Raw genomic sequence first — 19094 nt, 5'->3', positions numbered from 1 at the left:
TCCATTTCGGTTATTCCTCACGGCTGCCATATGTTTCCTTTTTGCGGAAATCGAATGCGCCGTTTTTCAAGCCGGCCAATAGAACTTCGGCCGTCCCCATGTTTGTCGCTATCGGCACATCGTGTACGTCACAAAGGCGAATAAGCGCGGAAATATCAGGTTCGTGGGGCTGCGCCTGCAGAGGATCGCGAAAAAACAGCACCAAATCAAGCTTCCCTTCCGCGACAAGCGCGCCTAATTGTTGGTCCCCTCCCATCGGTCCGGATAAAAATCGGGTGATGGAAAGAGCCGTCGCTTCGGAAATACGTTTTCCGGTCGTTCCCGTTGCAAAAAGGGAATGATCGGCAAATATATGCCGATAGGCAGTTGCGAAATTCACAAGATCCTCTTTTTTGCGGTCATGGGCGATCAATGCAATATTCATAAGATCACTCGATGATCTGCTCGAGCCCGTAAACGAGCGTTTTAGTAGTCATTACCGTTTCCACTGCCAGTTTCACACCCGGCATAAACGAACCGCGGTCGATAGAATCGTGCCTGATCATTAACGTTTGTCCACTGCCGCCGAAAACAACTTCCTGATGAGCCACAAGCCCCGGCAAGCGGACACTGTGAATCGGTATTCCTTCGACCTGTCCGCCCCGTGCACCTTCAAGGGTTTCACTTTCATCCGGGTGCCCTTGTTTCTTTTCAGCACGAACGCCGGAAATGAGGTTCGCCGTTTTTAAAGCTGTGCCCGATGGGGCATCAAGTTTACGGTCGTGATGTCGCTCGATAATTTCTACATCATCGAAAAAACGGGCAGCCATTTGCGAAAACTTCATCATTAAAACAGCGCCAATTGCAAAATTCGGGACGATCATGGCGCCCAAAGATTTCGTTTCCGCTTTTTCCCTTAACTGCTCAATTTCATCATCCGTAAAACCTGTCGTTCCAACGACCGGGCGGAGATGGTGGTCGAGCGCGGTTTCCAAATGATTTTTTGCCGCTCGCGGGGTGGTTAGGTCAATCAATACATCCGCTTCCACCTCGGAAAAGCAATGGGCGGCATCCGTATAAACCGGAACCTCTCCCTCTGAAAAATGTGTCTCTGTAGCCGGTTTATGGTCTAAACAAGCAACAAGTGAAAAATGTGCGGTATTGGCAATCAAATTCCGGGCCGACGCGCCCATTTTCCCGCGGGGACCCGCCAAAATAATGCGAATGTCACGATTAGCCATTATTAAGCTCCTCTCCTTCTTGAATGGATGTCCACCGGTTTCGATCCCTATTATTAAATTTATGCATGACGCTTGTAAAACTCTCCGTCAAATCGATATCAAGCGAGTTGGCAAAACAAATGAGAACGAATAAAAGATCGCCGAGTTCTTCTTCCATTTCCCTTTCATCTTCAGTGCTCTTTTTCGGTTTTTCTCCGTAGTAATGATTGACCTCCCGTGCCAGTTCGCCAACCTCTTCCGACATACGTGCTAACATGGCCAACGGGGAGAAATAACCTTCCTTGAACTGGCCTATGTATTCATCCACTTCCGTTTGCATTTCTTTCATCGACGAATCGTTCATCTTTTCCTTCTCCTTCCATTAAAACATTTGCCCCTTAAACAAAAAAAGCCTATAATAGTGCGTGTTCAAAAGATCCGGGAAGGGTTAGAAAAAAATTGCAATCTTACGGATCTCCAGAACCTATAAAGCTTATTTTACCGGCATTTTTGAACAACTTTTAAAATGGGCTTGCCCCAGGCAAAGGAGGAACAACCTTGGCAAACGTTCTGCAACACGGCAAACGCATCACTCTGGTGCTGCTCGGGACCGCGCTCATGTCGTTCGGACTCGTTTATTTTAACATGGAAAACAATCTTGCCGACGGAGGATTTACGGGTATTACCCTTATCCTGTTTTTTATTTTCACGATTGACCCCGCGATTTCCAACATCGTGCTTAATATCCCGATGTTTTTTATTGGGTATCGCGTCCTTGGGCGAGCCCTTTTTATTTACACCTTGATCGGAACATTTGGGCTTTCTTTTTTTCTTTGGTTATTTCAAGCCTACCGGGTTGTTGATGTTCCTCTTCAGGATGACCTTACCCTTGCCGCGCTCTTCTCCGGCGTTTTTATCGGGGCAGGGTTGGGAATTGTTTTCCGATATGGAGGCACGACCGGCGGTGCCGACATTATCGCCAAACTTATGTTTAAATATTTTGGTGTAAGCTTTGGCCGAACGCTATTCATCGTTGACGCTCTCGTCATTGCCTCCTCGCTCGTCTATTTAAATTACCGGGAGGCAATGTATACGCTCGTTGCCGTATTTGTTGCGTCCAGGGTTGTCGATTTCATCCAGCAAGGTGCCTATTCAGGGAAAGCTGCCTTTATTATATCAGAAAACAGCGCGGCCATTGCAGATGCAATCTTGCTCGAAATGGACCGGGGAGCAACCCTTCTCAGCGGACGCGGTTCTTTTACCGGCACGAATAAGGAAATTCTTTATTGTGTCGTCAGCCGCCATGAAATCAATCGGTTAAAAACAATTATTGATAAAGTCGACCCTTTAGCGTTCGTATCCATCTCCAACGTTCAGGATGTTGCCGGAGAAGGATTTACATTCGATGATGAACAAAAACCGTTGCAATAATTAGAAACGCTTATGCTTTCACCAATGATGGCGAAAGCATAAGTCCTAAGTGTTTCTTTTGCAATTAACCATATCTCTTCCGACCGTAAAAAGCGCCGGGGCCGTGGGGCTCCCTGGCGCAAGTTTTACCCATTGATTAGTCGTTGTTCATCATGACATACATTAAGATGAAGCGGACAAGTTCCAATACGGCAACGAGTGCGCCCGCCACATACGTAAGGGCAGCGGCGTTCAATACCTTTTTGGATTCTTTTTCTTCATCATTGCGTATGACGCCACTGGAAACCAACTGTGTCATCGCCCTGCTGCTGGCGTTAAATTCCACCGGCAAAGTAACGAGCTGGAACAAAACAGCCGCGGCCATCGCGAAAATCCCAACGAGCATTAAACCGCTGAACTGCAGAAGCATCCCGCCAATGATGAGAAAGATTGCCGCGTTCGAGCCGAAACTCGCTACGGGAACGAGCGAGGAGCGAAGGCGCATAAAACTGTAGTCTTCCGCATCCTGAATAACGTGCCCGACTTCGTGGGCAGCCACCGCCGTTCCGGCCAAGGATGTTCCATAATAGTTATCTTCCGACAGCCGTACCGTTTTGGAACGAGGGTCATAATGGTCGGTCAATTTCCCTTTTACCGGTTCGACGTTTACATCATAAACCCCGTTATCCTGCATAATTTTCGTCGCAACTTGTGCGCCCGACATCCCCGTACTGTTACTTACTTGCGAATATTTGTTGTACGTGGACTTCACACGCATTTGCGCATAAATAGGGATAATCAAAATCAGGGCAAAATAAATCAAAAGCGTCATTAAATCCATGCTTTCACCTCCACACTTTCTCCTACCCTATCTGTATTTTATTGAAATTGCGTGTATCCGTCAACGATCACGCCTTCTGCCGCCCCGTCTTGCTTCTCCCCGATATTTTTTCCAACCGGCATACGATAACGAAAGCAGGATAGCCCCGCCAACAATGGCAATGACAGTGATGAGGGATGGGTCGTTTTCCTCAATATCGCCTTCGTATAAGCGGATCATTTGCTTTTCCAACGCATCAAAAAACGGTTGCGCTTCCTTTTCATCTTTTAAACGGTGGCTATGCTCATCCATAAATGAAACAAGCGTCCGTACTTCTTCCCGTTCGGATGGCGACAACCGTAACGTTGCCGCAGGATGAATCATTTCAAATGTTTTCCTCCAATCATTCCACGCATGTTGAAATGAACTCCCCCCTTCTGACGCGGCATCCCGTAACTGAGCCAATTGTTCTTCCACATCATGCCTTGTTTCTTTCCACTTCGGATTCTCCGGATGAAGGACGGCATCAACAGCATAATGAAAACCCATCGCCTCTGCAAGCCGTTCATCCCGAGCAAGCGAGACCTCCGTCAGCCCGCCTGCCAAGCGTTCATAACTCATTATAATCGTGCCCATATCGTGAACATCCAATGCCATTGCTTCATAGTCTGCTGCTGTTAAATCATCAGCAAGTGCCTGCAGACGGGCACGCCCTTCTTCGTAATTTTCAGATTGAACGAGTGTAACGATTTCTTCGGCTTCGGCATCGATGTACGCCCAATCTTCCTGTCCTTGTTCTTCCTGCTCCGCGCCGATACCTATGAGAAAGATCACCGCCGCAAGCATGATTAACCAGCCGCGCACCGAACAGCCCCCTCCCTTGTCCTCTTATCAAAAAGCATATGAAAAAAAGGACAAGAGTAGACCAGTTAACGGGGCAAAGATAGGCGGTATCGGTGATGGCGCACATTGAAAAAGTAAACAACCGCGATTGCTGCCAACCCGAGCCAAAAAGTAAAATAGCCTATTGTGTCGATATAAGGCATCAAAACCGGACTAACCCAAGGGTGCATCCCATAAACATAATCAATAATATCGTTATGTACCGTCCAAATCCCTACAACGACAAGATGCCAAGGTTTAATGCGGTAATAAGGCAAAAACAACACCGCCTGCAAGGCCATACCAAAATGAGAGGCAATCAGCATGTAATTTTGCCAATTCACCGCCCCCCCATAAGATCGGCACCCGCATTCATGACAACCGCCCAAATGCCGTATTTAATGAGCGTGACTGCCGCGAAAGCTTCCAATAATCCGATATGTTTGCGTAAAAGAAATGCCGCCAAAACTCCGGTGAAAAACAAACTGGCGGTTGGACTATCCGGCACAAAAGGCACAAAATAACCCGGTGTTTGCGCAAGTTGCCCTTCATACCAATAAAATCCATACAATGTACCCCCGCCATTAATCAATAATAACACCCACAGCATGGACGGACGGGCTAAAAAACCAATGAATACTCGCAAACCAGCCACTCCTCATCCGATAGCTAGATGTGAAAAAAGCTGACCAATGTCAGCTTTTTTCAATCGTTACTATGCTTCTTCTTCCGCATCTTCTTCGTCCTCGTCCTCTTCATCGTCCATGTCATCCGCGTCGACGTCATCTTCATCCAAGTATTCCAGTTCTTCATTCACGCCGCCCCCGTCAACAATGTATTCGGAGAGAACTTGTAATTCTTCATCCGATCCATCAAACATATCCGGCGGCATTTCTCCGATACCGTGGACGGAAATTTCGGCAACGCCTTCCACGTCATAAGGTAGCTCATATAGATCCGGGCCTCTGACTCCGGGGTTCCCTTCCAAGTTTTCCCCGTGACAGGATATACAACCCTGTGACTGATAGATCTCATAGCCCTCGTGGGCTTGATCAACTTCATAGATGTCATCATCATCCAGGGCCGCCTGCTCTGCATCGGCTGCCCAGTCATGCTGGTCGACCGATTCCCAGGTTAGGTAAACCACACTCACTACGGCGAGTGTCATCATCGCGGTTGCAATCGGCCGTTGCGATAATCTTCGCTCCGGCCCTTTGTCCAACCACGGTGCCAACAATAAGGCACCGAAGGCGAGACCGGGGAGAACAACCGTCCCCAAAACATCAAAGTCACCGGATGCATATTGGTATTTTAGCAGTTGGTACAAAAACAGGAAAAACCAGTCCGGCAATGGGATATAGCTTGTATCAGTAGGGTCCGCTTCCCGTTCAAGCGGCGCCGGATGAGCGGCCGTTAAACAGAGAAAGCCGATGAGAAATACAGCGCCGACAAGCCATTCCTTCAGCAAATAGTTCGGGAAAAAAGCCTCTGTCTTGCCGGGGTATTCCGAATAATCTTTAGGTATGTTTTCCATTCGATGTTCGCGTTCCGGAATTCTAGAGTCCGTAACGAACCTCATTCCTTTTCCTCGATGCATCGGTTCCCCTCCTCAAGAGTTTAGGAAAACCCGGTCCCGCCTTTAACGGCGGTGCCATAGGGTTTGTCTCATTTCAACTTATTGGGGGCAATCTCCTATAGTGGTCCGGATATGCCCTGTCTGCGAATCATAATAAAATGAATGGCAATGAGCCCGAGCAATGCTCCCGGCAAAAAGAAGACGTGGATGGCAAAGAATCGCGTGAGCGTCTGTGCCCCGATGAATTCTCCCCCGGCCAACAAGTTGCTTATCATATCACCGACGACTGGTACACTTTCGGCAATCTCCAAACCTACTTGCGTGGCAAAGTAAGCCTTCATATCCCACGGAAGTAAATAGCCGGTGAACCCAAGGCCTAAAATAATGAAAAATAGCAGTACACCTACTACCCAGTTAATTTCGCGGGGTTTCTTGTATGAGCCTGTGAAAAATACCCGTAACGTATGTAAAAACACCATGACAATAACAACACTGGCTCCCCAATGGTGCATTCCCCGCACAATCATTCCAAAAGCCACGTCGGTCTGCAAGTACTCCACAGACGCGTGTGCGTTAACGATATCTGGTACATAGTACATCGTCAAAAACATGCCGGATAAAATTTGGATGACGACTGTAAAAAACGTCAATCCCCCGAAGCAGTACACAAATGCCGAGAAATGGTACCCGGGGTTTACGTGTTCAGGCACCTCGTGATCGGCCACGTCCCGCCACAGTGGGGTGACATCTATACGATCGTCGATCCAATCGTAGATACGTTGTAACATGACAAATGCCCCTCCTAGACTTGTGGTGATGGATTACCTAGTAATACTCTGCCGTCGCGAACTTCGTGATCGTAACGATGAAGCGGTTCCGTCGGCGGTGTGCCCGGAATATTCGTTCCGTCTCTTTCAAACCTTCCGAAGTGGCAGGGGCAAAAGAACTGCTCCGGATTGTCTGGGTCCGTCCCCCAGTTCACTGTACAGCCTAAGTGTGTGCAAACAGGAGAAAGCGCGACGACCTCATCCCCGTCCAAATAGATCCACACCGTTTCCTGCACTTGTTCAACGTGCCACCCGTGGTCTTGTTCATATTCCATGTCAAAGGCTTGCGGCACATCCGTCAATTCGTCTACGCTCACAACATCAATCATGTCTTCTTCTGCATCGGCTTGCAATATGGGATCCACCCCAAACCGTACCATAGGCATGATTAACCCCGCGGCCATAAAACCGCCCGTACCCAATAACGCATAAGTCAAAAATTGCCGTCTTGATACATTATGGTTTTTCTCCATGATACTCCCCCCTACGCTCTTGAAAACTTGTTGGAAAAGTGTCGCTCTCTATGATGCCGGGATATATGGAACGGCGTCGCGATTTTTGTACCTTTTCGCTGTTGCCGCTCGAATAAACGGACAAAATTAAGACATATACATAATAGCCTAGCCACTGAGAGCATGTCAATCTTTTGCACAACGCTGTTTGTATATGTTTTTAGATTCCGCTCTCCTTTTGCCATTCCTTCATCACCTGGGGCAAAATTTCTTTCATCTGGTCGTTAATGGTTTTTTGTTGTAATTTCTTGTCCATATGCTCGATGGGTAAATGCGGGAACCATAACAAAAGGCCGGGAAGGTCTTTTTCATCGTTTTTCCACGCAGGATCGGAAGTTATCCAAATCACGTGATTCTTTCCATTCGCTTTCATTTCATCGACCCAAGCGCCCGCGTGCCGAAGAAGCTGTTCCCGGGGTTCATTTTGCGGATAGACGAGCGGAGGCAGTTGCAACAGTCTCCCGCGAAACTGCTTTTCCATTTCCATTGCAATCAAAGATATATATTCCCCCATCGCTACGTGGCTCTTCATCTCTTCACCGAGAGAAAAGGATAAAAGCGGAACGAGAACCGTGTCCACATAGGACTGGGATTGTTGGTAGGTGTCAATGTCTGCCGTTTGCCATCGCATCTTTGGAACTCCTTTTCCAGCGTCTCGCGTTCAATTATAACGGATTTAAGTTAAAAAAAGCCAGTCCAAAAAGAAAAAACACCCTATTGTTCACGGGATTGTAACTCTTCCACGAACATTGCCAAATCATGATTGTCAGGCTGCTGTTGCAACGCATCGCTGAGCGCAGCGAGGGCATCCTTTTGTCTGCCGTTCTCCAACAAGAGATGTCCATACTCTTCCAATGCTTCCCCATTTGTTTCCAAATATGCAGGAATGCGTTCATATAGCGGCAATGCTTCTTCGATTTCATCATCGATATAATGCGCTTTTCCTTCATAATAAGTAAATAAAGGATCTTCTTCTCCCGCTTCCCGCAACTCTTCAATGGTTCTTTTTATATCGTCGCTTCGCTCTTGGTCCGCATAAATTTCCAACAACTTTGCGCTTGCATCAACATTTCCCGGGTTAAGGGCGAGTGCTTGCCCAAAATAATTTTCCGCTTTTTCCAACTCTCCGAAAGCATGTTGATAGCGACCCGCTTCAGCATAGAGATGTTCATTGTAATCGTCCGCTTCCAAACCCGCTTCAGCGGTTTTTAAAGCTTTTTCATATTGCCGGTCCGCATCATAAGCCTCGATTAACGGAGCGTACAAACTGGTATACTCTGGATCGGTTTCCCGTAAAGACTCAAGTTGTTCGATCGCTGTTTTATAGTCGCCAAGTTGCAATGCAGTAAACCCCAATCCGAAAAGCGCGCGCGGCTCTTTTTGTTCTTCAATGGCCTGGGCGTAATAATCCATCGCCGTTTCAAAAGCGCCCGTATTGCTGTAGGATTCGGCCAGCAGCAAATGCAGGTTCGATTCTCGCGGGTCAAAGCCTTGTTGAAGCGCTTGTTTCAAATAGGGAATCGCGCTTTGGTAACTTCCCTGTTCAACGTAGTAACTTCCGATACCGGCTAATAAAATCGGTTCATCCGGCGCTTGCTCGAGTGCCAAAAACAATTTCCTTTCCGCTACTTCTTCCAGGCCTTGAAGGTGATACAAATCAGCGAGCAACATCTGTGCTTCCAAAAAAGCATCGTCAGCCGCAGTGATCGATTCCAGCAAATCAATCGCTTCTTCCTCACGGTCCAAATCAATGGCTGCCTCTGCTTTGAGCGTCAATAGGCTCCCTTCAAACGGGTAGGTTGCCAATAGTTTGTCGGTAATTCGGACAACTTCATGCGTGTGGCCAAGTGATTGATAGGCTGTCGCGATTTCAAACAGCTGGTCATCATCGGCACTTTCCTCGATCCGATTTATTTTTTCCAGGCCGTTTTGCACATCTCCTCGTTCAATAAGATCAAACGCCCGTTCCATTTCCGTCTGCAAACAAATCTCCCTCTCTCTGCGATAGGATCAATCCTGTAGGTGTTTTTCCCACTTCAGTATAGCAAACGAAAGGCACAAAAAAAACCTGAATGCATCGCGCGTAAACGCTTACATTTCAGGCCGAGCCAATATTGCTCTAAGATTATGGATAGGAGTGGAGAGAAACCATACGCTAACTATTATTATAAAGGACATCTAAAAATTGTCAATGATTTTTTAGAAAGAGATTCAACCTTCAAAAACGAGGGGCGAAAAGACGCAGCTTTTCACCCTGCCGGTTCGTTCCGTTTAGGAATCACTTAATGCACGCAACGATTGATAAAATTCCGGAAAAGAGATCGCGCTTGCCTTAGCGCCATGGATCGTTGTTTCCCCTTCCGCAATTAAAGCGGCGATTGTAAAAGCCATCCCGATTCGGTGATCATTGAAACTGCTGACCTCCGCGCCGGTGAGCGGCGTCGGACCATCTATGATGAATCCGTCTTCTGTTGCTTGTACATCCGCCCCCATTTGGCGCAATTGCGAAGCTGTCGCGTCAATTCGATTCGTTTCCTTAAACTTTAACTCCGAGGCATCCTTAATAACCGTACGCCCTATTGCCTGGGTTGCAATTACCGCGAGCACAGGTATTTCGTCAATTAAACGCGGGATCAAAGATCCGGAGATCGCAGTGGCATGCAACGATTTTTCCCGGATCACAATATCAGCAACAGGCTCGCCGCCGCGGACGCGCTCATTTTCAAAGGCCACCTCGCCCCCCATTGCAACGAGTGCATCAATGAAGCCTGTGCGTGTAGGATTTACGCCGACGTTGTCAATGCGTAAACAGCTGTCTTTAACGATAGCCGCCGCTGCGAGCATAAAAGCGGCGGAAGAGATATCACCCGGCACATGCACTTCACGTGCCTGTAGCGGCTGTCCCCCGGAAATCGAAACCTCGTTAGCGGATACGTCAACATCGACCCCGAACGCCTGCAGCATGCGCTCCGTATGGTCTCGCGAACGATATTTTTCCCGAACGGTTGTCTTCCCCTGCGCCTGTAATCCGGCTAATAATATCGCGCTTTTTACTTGTGCGCTTGCCACGGGAAGTTGGTATTCAATCCCCGTTAATGTATTTTCGCCATCCGGGATCGCTATCGGGGTATACGTTCCGTTTCGCCGTCCGTGGATTTGTGCACCCATGGACCGTAACGGCTCGGTTATTCTCGCCATCGGCCGTTTTTCGATTGATTCATCCCCGGCGACCACTGAAAAGTATGGCCGGCCAACCAAAATCCCGAGCATAAGCCGGATCGTTGTTCCGGAATTGCCGACGTCCAGGAGTTCCGATGGTTCTTCCAGTCCATCTATCCCTTCGCCATCAATAACCACCATATGTTTGTCTCGGTCATAATGAATGGCAACACCCATTTTTTGAAAACAAGCAATGGTTTGCCGGCAGTCTTCTCCGTCCAAAAACCCGTGCACGGTTGTCTGTCCGGAAGCGATGGCTCCGAACATAACCGCGCGATGGGAAATGGATTTGTCACCGGGTACCGTTATACTTCCGCGCAAGGCTTTTGAAGCAGTAATCGTTTCTTTGTCCATGTGGGACCTCCCGCTTATTCACTAATATAGACGCTGAATTGTTCTGCTTCCAGACAATCCATGCCCTTTTGCCGATCTGCCTCTTTCCGGAAGCTCAACCGCAGCACTCCCGTAATATCCTCGCGAGCTTCCATGATACGGATGTTTGTAATACTGATGCCGTGGTCCGCGAGTACTCCCGTTACTTCCGATATTACGCCCGGGTGGTCCGATACGTCTACGAATAAATCATAAAAAGAAGGGATCGCCCCTTTCTTTTTAGAGGGCAGACCGTCACGGTATTGTTTTGCTTCTGAAAAAAATCGTTGCAAACCAGTGTCATCGCCTTCTTCGATCAGGCTTTGGATCGTTTGCATATCCGATTGCCAACGTTCCATCATCGGCAAAAGCACATGTCTGTTATGCACTAATATATCCCGCCACATGATCGGGTTCGCCGAAGCAATGCGGGTGATATCTTTAAAGCCACCCGCGGCAAGATCCCCCAATACAGGGTGGTGCTGTTGCAATTCAGCCAATTGGTGAACGAGAGAAGCTGCCACAATGTGCGGCAAGTGACTCACGCTGCCCGCGAGCAAATCATGAAGGTTGGGATCCAGCTCGATGAAGCGCGCATTCGTACCGGTAAGCCAACGTTTCAGCCGTTCCACCTCTGCTCCATCCACTTCCTCCCCGGGGGTTAAGCAATAAAACGCATTTTCGAATAAATCGCCTCTGGATCCTTGCACCCCGCTTTTGTGAGACCCTGCCATCGGGTGGCCGCCGATAAACGTCGCTTCCTTCTCGCGGAACAGGCACTCGCTTTTTTTCATAACCGTCCCTTTGGTGCTGCCGACGTCGGTGATAATCACGCCGGCCTTCAAAGGCAGGCGGGCGATTTCGTCCATCATTTCCATTGTCTTTGAGACGGGTGTGGCGATAATGATGATATCTGCATCTTGAACGCTTTCTTCGATCGAAGTATGGGCTTCATCGATGATTTCCAAAGCTTTTGCCATGCGCAAAGACGCTTCATGCACATCGATTCCGCTAATATGTACTTGATGGCGAGCGCGAATGGAAAGGGCTACCGACCCGCCAATCAGGCCAAGGCCGATAACGGCAGCTTTTGGATATCCACGGGGATGCTCAGATGTGTCATTTGCCATACCTTTCACCAATTCCTTTCATTTTCCGATCTGGGTGTACGATTTTTGTTACCCATTTTGCGCTTGTATCCATTCCGCAAAGCTTGCCATAAATTGTTCGTTTTCTTTTTCGGTTCCTATGGATACGCGAATGCAATTCGGAAAACCGAGCGCTTCCCCGGAGCGCACAATGATTCCACGGTGCAGGAGGGCGTCAAAAACACGGTCTCCGTTTATTCCCACATCCACAAGAAGAAAATTTGCTTCACTTGGATAGGGGAAACAACGATTGTCTTTGAAGAAAACTTCAAGCTTTTTCTTTTCACGAAGGTTTTTTTCTCGGCAGTCATGTACAAACCCCTGGTCATCAAGAGCAGCGATAGCCGCTTTTTGCGCCAATGTTGTTGTATTAAAAGGCGGCCTTAATGGTTCCAGCTTCGAAATAAAGGATTCAGCGCCAACGGCATAACCGATTCTTAACCCGGCCAGGCCATACATTTTCGAAAAGGTGCGCAAAATAAGCAAGTTCTCATACGTATTCAGCATCTCGAGTGAATTCGGATAATCGTCTGCCTCCACGTACTCACCATACGCTTCATCCATGACGACTAGCACATCGCTTGGAACCCGCTTCATAAAGGCGGAAAAATCGGAAGCATCCACATATGTTCCGGACGGGTTATTCGGATTGCACACCCACATAATACGGGTGTCATCATCGATGCAATCCGCCATTGCATCTAAATCATGAACCCCGTCTTTCAATGGCACTTCAATAATCCTAGCTCCTTCTACAGCTGCATTTTGTTTATACTGGGAAAATGTCGGTGTCGCCATTACGGTGTTCGTCTGTGCAGATAACATGGCCCGGCAAAGGAGTAAAATCACTTCATCGGATCCGGCGCCAAATAACAATTGGCCGTCTTCCACTTGCAGATAATGGGCGACGGCCTGGCGTAGCTCTCGCGCGTGTCCGTCCGGATACAGATTCGGTGTCCCCGCCTGTTCGAGTTGTTTTTGCACAACTTGGGAAGAGCCATGCGGATTTTCATTGGAAGCCATCTTTATGACCGAATCCAGACCTAGCTCCTCTTTCACAACTTCGATCGGCTTTCCCGGTTCATATGGTTTTAAATCGTCGACGACAGGTTTCATTTTTAGTTTCATAGCTTTGCTCACCTTTTCTTTCTCTTGCAATCTTACGACGAAACGAGCGTTTCTACAAATGATTGGATATTTTTCAATGCTCCAGGGCGTAAATCCGTTTGTCGCAAATCATCCTTATGTTTGCCAATTTCCCGCACAATCGCGCTTCCGACGATCACCCCGTACCCTTGCCGGTGAATCGCCCTCACTTGTTCATTGCTGGAAACGCCGAACCCTATTGCTAGTGGCACGTTGCTGTATTTTTTTGCTTCCTGCAAAAATGCATCCAATCGCTCGTCGAATGTTTTCCGAACACCGGTAACACCCAAACTGGATACGCAGTATAAAAAACCTTCCGCCTGCATCGCTATTTTTTGTATCCGTTCCTTTGAGGTCGGTGCAACAAGGGAGACGAGCTCTAATTCACGTTGATGGCAACTGGTACGTATTTCATCATTTTCCTCATATGGGAGATCCGGAATAAGCCAACCGTCTGCTCCTGCAGAGCCCGCGGCATCAACGCCGGCATGAATGCCATACCTTAATAACGGATTGACGTAACAAAAAAGAACGATAGGAATCGTTACACCCCGTTCACGAATGGCCCGTACAAGTGAAAATGTTTTCGAAAGGATCATCTCCTCTTCAAACGCACGCATGCCGGCTTCCTGAATGACCGGACCGTCAGCGAGCGGATCCGCATACGGGACGCCTAATTCCAAAATATGGGCACCGCTTTCCTGCAGGGTGAAGGCGATCTCGACGGAAGCATCAAAGGAAGGGTCTCCGGCCATCATATACGGGACAAACAGGCGTTCGCCTGCTGCACGGGCAGCTTGTTCAACGTTATTCATCGATGTCTTCCTTTCCTTTTTGAACATTGCTTATCGTTTCTACGTCTTTGTCGCCCCGTCCGGACAGGCAAACGAGTATTTTTTCCGTCGACTGCATACGCTTAGCCTTTTTCATCGCAAGCGCGAGTGCATGAGCGCTTTCCAGGGCAGGCAATATCCCTTCCGTTTTTGTAAGCAACACGAGGGCTTCCATCGCTTCATCATCGCTGATCGGTTCATAGTTTACACGCCCTGATTCGGATAAATGGGCGTGTTCCGGACCAATCCCCGGATAATCAAGGCCTGCCGAAATGGAATAAGGTTCGCTGATTTGGCCCGCTTCATCTTGCAGCAAGTACGTGAGCGCGCCGTGAATCACCCCGGGGGACCCTTTGCTGAGACTCGCGGCATGTTCGTTTGTGATAATGCCGTGCCCTGCAGCTTCCGCCCCGTATAATTGCACCTGTTCATCAGCAAGGAACGCACTGAATATTCCCATGGCATTGCTTCCTCCGCCGACACAGGCAATCACGGCTGCAGGCGTTTCTTCCATTTGCGCTTTTGCCTCTTTTCCGATAATGCGTTGGAACTCGCGAACAATTTTAGGATATGGGTGGGGGCCGACCACAGAGCCGATTAAATACATCGTATCATCGACGTTGGCCACCCAGTAGCGGATGGCTTCATTGGTGGCATCTTTTAATGTTTCGCTTCCGCTTGTTGCCGGCACAACTTCGGCACCTAATAATTCCATGCGAAACACATTGAGGCGTTGCCGTTTCATATCTTTCGCACCCATAAAAATCTTGCATTCCAACCCATATTTGGCGGCTGCGGTAGCGGTGGCGACACCGTGCTGTCCTGCGCCTGTTTCCGCGACAATTTTTTTCTTCCCCATCCGCACAGCCAGCAAAGCCTGCCCAATGGCGTTATTGATTTTATGGGCTCCGGTATGCAACAAATCTTCTCTTTTTAAATAGATTTCCGCACCGCCTACGTGCCGAGACAGGCGGTCCGCATACGTGAGTGGCGTAGTTCTGCCCGCGTACGTTTGCAGCACTTCTTCATAGTTTTCCATAAACGCCGGATCCGCCAATGCTTCTTGAAAGCCGGCCTCCAGTTCCTCAAGCGCAGCCATCACCGTTTCGGGTACGTATTTTCCGCCAAACTCTCCGTACCGGCCGCGTGCATCAGGGTACGACATAGCCATCTTCTCTCACCTGCTTTACGATTGTCTCCATTTTATCGCGATCTTTCTGGCGTTCGGTTTCAATCCCGCTGGATACATCAATGCCGTCGGGACGAAAAGATAGAAGTTCTCTTATATTTTCCGGCGAAACGCCGCCGGCGATCCAAAGGGGTCGATTTAACCTTCTTGCGAAGTGCACGTATACGGGTACTGCTTCCCAGTCAAAACGTTTGCCGGTCCCTCCTTTTTGCGCCTTCGTCCCAGCGTCCACAATAAACCCATCCGCAACAGGGGCAAATGCGCTAAATAAGTCAAGCGTCCCTTTTTGATGGCGAAACGCTTTGAGCACTTGTTTGCCTGTGTTTTTCTTGACTTCTTTTAAAAATTGCGGGGATTCATCGCCATGGAATTGCAACACATCGAAAGAAACGCTTCCTAGTATCGTTTGTATTTCCGTATGATTCGGCTCCACGAAAACAGCCACTGTTTTTTGTTCTTTCAAAGGGACCGAGGCAAGCCAGCCGGAAACAGCTTCCGGCGCAACCTGGCGTTTGCTGTTTGCAAACACGAAACCGAGGGCGGTTGCCCCTGTGGCCGCCGCGCTGTCTACATCTTTTTTTGATTGCAAGCCGCAAAATTTAATCTCCGTCACTCGAGAAGCGCCCCTTTCTTTAAATCCGGGATCGTTTTTTCCGGATCCCCGTCAGAAACGAGCCTCTCCCCGATTAACATGGCTTTGGCACCTGCCTTCGCTACTGCAGCGACATCTTCGGGGCTGTGAATGCCGCTTTCACTTACGATAAAAGTCCCCTCCGGGACAGAGGAAGACAACGCGCGCGTCTGTTCCGTGTCCGTTGCAAATGTTTGCAAGTTGCGATTATTAATCCCGAGAAGGGGAGGGGCGTAAACGTCGAGCAAACGTTTAAGTTCATCTTCCGTATGCACTTCCACGAGCGTTTCCAAGCCTACCGCATGAGCCATTTCGGCCATGTCTTTTAAATGGTCGGGTTCAAGAACCGAAGCAATTAACAAAATAGCGTCGGCACCGATACGGGCGCTTTCTTCAATTTGCCGTTCATCAACGATAAAGTCTTTCCGCAATACCGGTACGTTAACCGCTTGTTTCACCGCGATTAGATCCGTGATGGAGCCTTGAAAATAGGGGCCGTCCGTGAGCACGGAAATCGCATCGGCTCCGCCCGCTTCGTATGCCTTTGCCCGTTTAACGACATCAAGGTCTTCTGCCAACACTCCTTTTGATGGAGACGCGCGTTTAATTTCCGCGATTAAACCGATTCCGTCACGATTGGAAGCAAAAGCGAGGGACTGTTTTAACGAATAGGGGCTCGCTTCTTCACGGCGAGGAAGCTGGAAAAATTTCAAGTCTTCTTTTTTTCGGGCAACGATTTTCTCAAGCATGAATTTTTCCTGCCTTTCTTTGCAGTTGCTGGAAATGGGCAAGAACCGTGCCGTCCGCCAACGCATGGCGCGCACGTTCATAAGCGTCCTCCCAGCTTTTTTCCGTTCCGCTCACATACAACCCGGCAGCCATGTTGAGCAAAAATACTTGTGTTGCATTCTTCGATGCGCGGTTGCTAAAAATATCCCGGATAAGTGCAGCACTTTCGTCTACGGAAGAAACCTGAATATCGGAAAGGGCGCCTCTTTGCACCCCGAACATCTCCGGTTCAATCGTATACGAACGTATGCGATGACCGTCTAACTCGGTCACATACGTTTTCCCGCTGACCGTGATCTCATCGATCCCATCCTCGCCGGTGACAAACAACGCCCGTTCCGTTCCCAAGCGTTTTAACACCTCAGCCATCATTTTACCATAATCCTGGTCGAACACGCCTACGACTTGGACGTCGGCATTGGCCGGGTTCGTCAACGGTCCGAGAATATTGAAAATCGTGCGGAATCCCAGTGACTTTCGCGCTTTTGCTACGTGTTTCATCGCTTGATGATACAAGGGGGCGTACAAAAAAGAAAGGCCTTTTTCGTTAATCGCCGTTTCCAGCTCGGACGGATCAGTGTCAATGGGAACATTTAACGTTTCCAACACATCGGCACTGCCGCTTTTCGAGGAAACATAACGATTTCCGTGTTTGGCGACGGCGACGCCGCATGCGCTAACGCCAATGGCCGTCGCCGTCGAAATGTTAAAGGTGGAACGCTGGTCTCCCCCCGTTCCACACGTATCAAGCAAACGTGTGTGAGGTGGGCGGGACACGGGCACGGCATTTTTACGCATCGCTCGCGCAAAACCCGTTAACTCCTCAACGGTTTCATTCCGGTAACGAAGAAAGGTTAAGAAACTTCCGATTTGGCTTTCTTCCGTCTCTCCGCTCATGATTTCGCTCATTACGGCTTCGGCCGTCTCTTCCGACAGGGTTTCTCCCTCAAGAAGGGAACGTAAAACATGCTGGATCATCTGCTCATCTCCTCTATACTCATCTCTTCTGCTATTTCAATGGCACTCAAAAGTGCCGCGGCTTTATTCCTCGTTTCCTCGTACTCTTCTTCCGGCACCGAATCGGCAACAACTCCGGCTCCGGCTTGTATGCGAACGCGATTGTTCTCCACCACCATCGTTCGAATGGCGATGCAAGAATCGATATAACCGTTATAAGCAATATAGGCTATGCCTCCGGCATAAATTCCTCGGTTTGTCGGTTCTAACTCCTGGAGAATTTCCATGGCCCGCACTTTTGGCGCACCCGAGACAGTTCCGGCCGGAAAGCCGGCAAGCAATGCCGTCAAAGGGTGAACATCTGAATTCAACTCGCCTCTCACTTTGGAGATAATGTGCATCACATGTGAAAATTTCCCTACTTCCATAAAAACCGGTGTGCGCACCGTCCCGTATCGTGCTACGCGCCCGACATCGTTTCTGGCCAAGTCCACCAGCATTTGATGCTCTGCCCGCTCCTTTGGCGACGCAAGCATTTCTTCCGCGAGCGCGTTATCCTCTTTGTTGCTTCGGCCTCGTTTTCTTGTGCCGGCAATCGGATGGATTTCCACTTCGCCCGTCTTTACTTCTACAAGACGCTCCGGCGAGCTCCCCACGATTTCTTTTTCGCCAAGTTTCAGAAAAAACATATACGGAGATGGATTTAAATGACGCAATACACGGTAAATCATAAACGCAGATGTATGAAGATCGCATTCAAAGCGTTGGGAAAGAACCGTCTGAAATACATCCCCTTGTGCAATATACGCTTTTATTTTTTCCACTGCTGATAAAAAAGCTTCGCGCGTAAAGTTTGGCGACACTCTATCAAAAGAAGGGGCTTTTTTTTCCGGAAATTGACCGGAAAAAGTCGATGGATAATTTTCTTGCATACGCTTCACAAGCGAATCAACATAATCCTTTCCTTCCCTGTAAACATCCTCCGGCAATCGTCCTGCGCAATCCTTGTAGTGGACGATCGTAATCGTTGCCTGATCGTGATCAAAAGCGATCATCGTCTCGCAGAACAGGAAATGCACGGATTCAATTGCCTCTTCCTTCGGTTTGTCAATGGTTTTTTCCTGGTGCATGACCGCATCATAAGGCAGGGCGCCAACGGCTCCACCCGGAAAAGGAACATTGCTATCGGCAGCCGGGGATGGGCTCAAAATCTTAAAGGCTTGTTGGAAAGCCGTTTGCATGTCAGGCTCGGTAACAAGTGCTGTCCCGTCCGCTGTTGTGAGCTCAAACCCTTGTTTGTTTTCCGTTAACTGATAAGCAGCGTGTAAGCCGACAAATGAATAGCGTGACCAATCGGATGTGCGGTCATTGCTTTCAAGCAAACAGACAGCGCTATCCTGTAATTGTCTGAACATTTGAATCGGTGTCGTCGTATCGGCAAACATTCGCTTAATGATAGGAACAAGCCGGTATTTTTCGGATTCTTTGACAAAGGAATCATGGGATGTGACCATTCATCAATCCACCTCTCCTGGAAAAGAGAAGCATGGGAAGGCATCGGAAGATGGCAAGCGGAGGTTTAAA

22 protein-coding genes are annotated in these 19094 nt (G+C 48.7%); 1 reads left to right on the top strand and 21 read right to left on the bottom strand.

The genetic code is table 11. From position 1 onward, the window contains the following. Positions 1–10: 10 nt before the first annotated feature. Genes mgsA through EPH95_RS01305 form a run of 3 tightly spaced genes read right to left on the bottom strand, consistent with a single transcriptional unit; the run spans position 11 to position 1563 of the window. The gene (mgsA, locus tag EPH95_RS01315) at positions 11–424 is read right to left on the bottom strand and encodes a methylglyoxal synthase (RefSeq protein WP_142086660.1); all 414 of its coding nucleotides are present in this window, start codon (positions 422–424) and stop codon (positions 11–13) included. Between the two features lie 4 nt (positions 425–428). After that, positions 429–1220 (bottom strand): 4-hydroxy-tetrahydrodipicolinate reductase, encoded by a 792-nt coding sequence (gene dapB, locus EPH95_RS01310; RefSeq protein ID WP_142086658.1) that lies wholly within the window; start codon positions 1218–1220, stop codon positions 429–431. Further along, positions 1213–1563 carry a nucleotide pyrophosphohydrolase gene (locus tag EPH95_RS01305; protein ID WP_142086656.1) on the bottom strand — a complete coding sequence of 117 codons (351 nt, stop codon included), beginning with the start codon at positions 1561–1563 and terminating at the stop codon, positions 1213–1215. The genes dapB and EPH95_RS01305 overlap by 8 nt, the downstream gene beginning before the upstream one ends. A gap of 194 nt (positions 1564–1757) precedes the next feature. On the opposite strand from EPH95_RS01305, the gene EPH95_RS01300 reads away from it, so the two are divergent. Continuing rightward, positions 1758–2630, top strand: coding sequence for a YitT family protein (locus EPH95_RS01300; RefSeq protein ID WP_142086654.1), 873 nt, complete (start codon positions 1758–1760; stop codon positions 2628–2630). Between the two features lie 136 nt (positions 2631–2766). On the opposite strand, the gene EPH95_RS01295 is transcribed toward EPH95_RS01300, so the two are convergent. The 18 genes from EPH95_RS01295 to trpE all read right to left on the bottom strand — a co-directional run bounded on the left by EPH95_RS01295 (position 2767) and on the right by trpE (position 19024). After that, positions 2767–3441, bottom strand: coding sequence for a zinc metallopeptidase (locus tag EPH95_RS01295; RefSeq protein WP_142091435.1), 675 nt, complete (start codon positions 3439–3441; stop codon positions 2767–2769). A 69-nt stretch (positions 3442–3510) separates the two neighbouring features. Further along, on the bottom strand, positions 3511–4293 hold the full coding sequence (locus EPH95_RS01290; protein WP_142086652.1) for a sporulation protein YpjB: 783 nt from the start codon (positions 4291–4293) through the stop codon (positions 3511–3513). 65 nt (positions 4294–4358) lie between these two features. Then, positions 4359–4655, bottom strand: coding sequence for a DUF1405 domain-containing protein (locus EPH95_RS19740; RefSeq protein ID WP_405127410.1), 297 nt, complete (start codon positions 4653–4655; stop codon positions 4359–4361). Continuing rightward, positions 4652–4957, bottom strand: coding sequence for a DUF1405 domain-containing protein (locus EPH95_RS19735; RefSeq protein ID WP_405127409.1), 306 nt, complete (start codon positions 4955–4957; stop codon positions 4652–4654). The genes EPH95_RS19740 and EPH95_RS19735 overlap by 4 nt, the downstream gene beginning before the upstream one ends. A 69-nt stretch (positions 4958–5026) precedes the next feature. Further along, on the bottom strand, positions 5027–5908 hold the full coding sequence (locus EPH95_RS01280; protein ID WP_142086650.1) for a menaquinol-cytochrome c reductase cytochrome b/c subunit: 882 nt from the start codon (positions 5906–5908) through the stop codon (positions 5027–5029). Positions 5909–6003: 95 nt separating this feature from the next. Then, positions 6004–6675 carry a menaquinol-cytochrome c reductase cytochrome b subunit gene (gene qcrB / locus EPH95_RS01275; protein ID WP_142086649.1) on the bottom strand — a complete coding sequence of 224 codons (672 nt, stop codon included), beginning with the start codon at positions 6673–6675 and terminating at the stop codon, positions 6004–6006. A gap of 14 nt (positions 6676–6689) precedes the next feature. Next, positions 6690–7187, bottom strand: a complete 498-nt coding sequence (locus EPH95_RS01270; protein WP_319592806.1) for a Rieske (2Fe-2S) protein — start codon at positions 7185–7187, stop codon at positions 6690–6692. Positions 7188–7386: 199 nt separating this feature from the next. After that, complete coding sequence (locus EPH95_RS01265; protein ID WP_142086645.1) at positions 7387–7857, bottom strand: YpiF family protein; 471 nt, start codon at positions 7855–7857, stop codon at positions 7387–7389. An 83-nt stretch (positions 7858–7940) separates the two neighbouring features. Continuing rightward, on the bottom strand, positions 7941–9209 hold the full coding sequence (locus EPH95_RS01260) for a tetratricopeptide repeat protein (protein ID WP_142086643.1): 1269 nt from the start codon (positions 9207–9209) through the stop codon (positions 7941–7943). 288 nt (positions 9210–9497) lie between these two features. Then, complete coding sequence (gene aroA / locus EPH95_RS01255) at positions 9498–10799, bottom strand: 3-phosphoshikimate 1-carboxyvinyltransferase (protein WP_142086641.1); 1302 nt, start codon at positions 10797–10799, stop codon at positions 9498–9500. A gap of 14 nt (positions 10800–10813) precedes the next feature. Further along, complete coding sequence (locus EPH95_RS01250) at positions 10814–11947, bottom strand: prephenate dehydrogenase (protein WP_142086639.1); 1134 nt, start codon at positions 11945–11947, stop codon at positions 10814–10816. A 48-nt stretch (positions 11948–11995) separates the two neighbouring features. Next, a complete protein-coding gene (gene hisC / locus EPH95_RS01245) occupies positions 11996–13081 on the bottom strand; it encodes a histidinol-phosphate transaminase (protein ID WP_227003999.1) in 1086 nt (361 codons plus the stop codon). Positions 13082–13125: 44 nt separating this feature from the next. Continuing rightward, positions 13126–13926, bottom strand: coding sequence for a tryptophan synthase subunit alpha (trpA, locus tag EPH95_RS01240; protein WP_142086636.1), 801 nt, complete (start codon positions 13924–13926; stop codon positions 13126–13128). Continuing rightward, complete coding sequence (trpB, locus tag EPH95_RS01235; protein ID WP_142086634.1) at positions 13919–15115, bottom strand: tryptophan synthase subunit beta; 1197 nt, start codon at positions 15113–15115, stop codon at positions 13919–13921. The genes trpA and trpB overlap by 8 nt, the downstream gene beginning before the upstream one ends. Beyond that, the gene (locus EPH95_RS01230; protein ID WP_142086632.1) at positions 15096–15746 is read right to left on the bottom strand and encodes a phosphoribosylanthranilate isomerase; all 651 of its coding nucleotides are present in this window, start codon (positions 15744–15746) and stop codon (positions 15096–15098) included. The genes trpB and EPH95_RS01230 overlap by 20 nt, the downstream gene beginning before the upstream one ends. Next, a complete protein-coding gene (gene trpC, locus EPH95_RS01225) occupies positions 15743–16513 on the bottom strand; it encodes an indole-3-glycerol phosphate synthase TrpC (protein ID WP_142086630.1) in 771 nt (256 codons plus the stop codon). Before trpC ends, EPH95_RS01230 begins: the two co-directional genes overlap by 4 nt. Further along, entirely contained in the window at positions 16506–17531 is a 1026-nt protein-coding gene (gene trpD / locus EPH95_RS01220) for an anthranilate phosphoribosyltransferase (protein ID WP_142086628.1), read from the bottom strand. The genes trpC and trpD overlap by 8 nt, the downstream gene beginning before the upstream one ends. Further along, positions 17528–19024 carry an anthranilate synthase component I gene (gene trpE, locus EPH95_RS01215; protein ID WP_142086626.1) on the bottom strand — a complete coding sequence of 499 codons (1497 nt, stop codon included), beginning with the start codon at positions 19022–19024 and terminating at the stop codon, positions 17528–17530. Before trpE ends, trpD begins: the two co-directional genes overlap by 4 nt. Positions 19025–19094 lie beyond the last annotated feature (70 nt).

Source organism: Salicibibacter halophilus (assembly GCF_006740705.1).
In the GTDB taxonomy this organism is placed as follows: domain Bacteria; phylum Bacillota; class Bacilli; order Bacillales; family Marinococcaceae; genus Salicibibacter; species Salicibibacter halophilus.
This window is presented reverse-complemented; position numbering and strand designations above follow the sequence as displayed.

Coding starts and splice junctions, on each gene's coding strand:
- mgsA (WP_142086660.1), bottom strand. CDS start 424: ATGAATATTGCATTGATCGCCCATGACCGCAAAAAAGAGGATCTTGTG.
- dapB (WP_142086658.1), bottom strand. CDS start 1,220: ATGGCTAATCGTGACATTCGCATTATTTTGGCGGGTCCCCGCGGGAAA.
- EPH95_RS01305 (WP_142086656.1), bottom strand. CDS start 1,563: ATGAACGATTCGTCGATGAAAGAAATGCAAACGGAAGTGGATGAATAC.
- EPH95_RS01295 (WP_142091435.1), bottom strand. CDS start 3,441: ATGACGCTTTTGATTTATTTTGCCCTGATTTTGATTATCCCTATTTAT.
- EPH95_RS01280 (WP_142086650.1), bottom strand. CDS start 5,908: ATGCATCGAGGAAAAGGAATGAGGTTCGTTACGGACTCTAGAATTCCG.
- qcrB (WP_142086649.1), bottom strand. CDS start 6,675: ATGTTACAACGTATCTACGATTGGATCGACGATCGTATAGATGTCACC.
- EPH95_RS01270 (WP_319592806.1), bottom strand. CDS start 7,187: ATGGAGAAAAACCATAATGTATCAAGACGGCAATTTTTGACTTATGCG.
- EPH95_RS01265 (WP_142086645.1), bottom strand. CDS start 7,857: ATGCGATGGCAAACGGCAGACATTGACACCTACCAACAATCCCAGTCC.
- aroA (WP_142086641.1), bottom strand. CDS start 10,799: ATGGACAAAGAAACGATTACTGCTTCAAAAGCCTTGCGCGGAAGTATA.
- EPH95_RS01250 (WP_142086639.1), bottom strand. CDS start 11,947: ATGGCAAATGACACATCTGAGCATCCCCGTGGATATCCAAAAGCTGCC.
- hisC (WP_227003999.1), bottom strand. CDS start 13,081: ATGAAACCTGTCGTCGACGATTTAAAACCATATGAACCGGGAAAGCCG.
- trpA (WP_142086636.1), bottom strand. CDS start 13,926: ATGAATAACGTTGAACAAGCTGCCCGTGCAGCAGGCGAACGCCTGTTT.
- trpB (WP_142086634.1), bottom strand. CDS start 15,115: ATGGCTATGTCGTACCCTGATGCACGCGGCCGGTACGGAGAGTTTGGC.
- trpC (WP_142086630.1), bottom strand. CDS start 16,513: ATGCTTGAGAAAATCGTTGCCCGAAAAAAAGAAGACTTGAAATTTTTC.
- trpD (WP_142086628.1), bottom strand. CDS start 17,531: ATGATCCAGCATGTTTTACGTTCCCTTCTTGAGGGAGAAACCCTGTCG.
- trpE (WP_142086626.1), bottom strand. CDS start 19,024: ATGGTCACATCCCATGATTCCTTTGTCAAAGAATCCGAAAAATACCGG.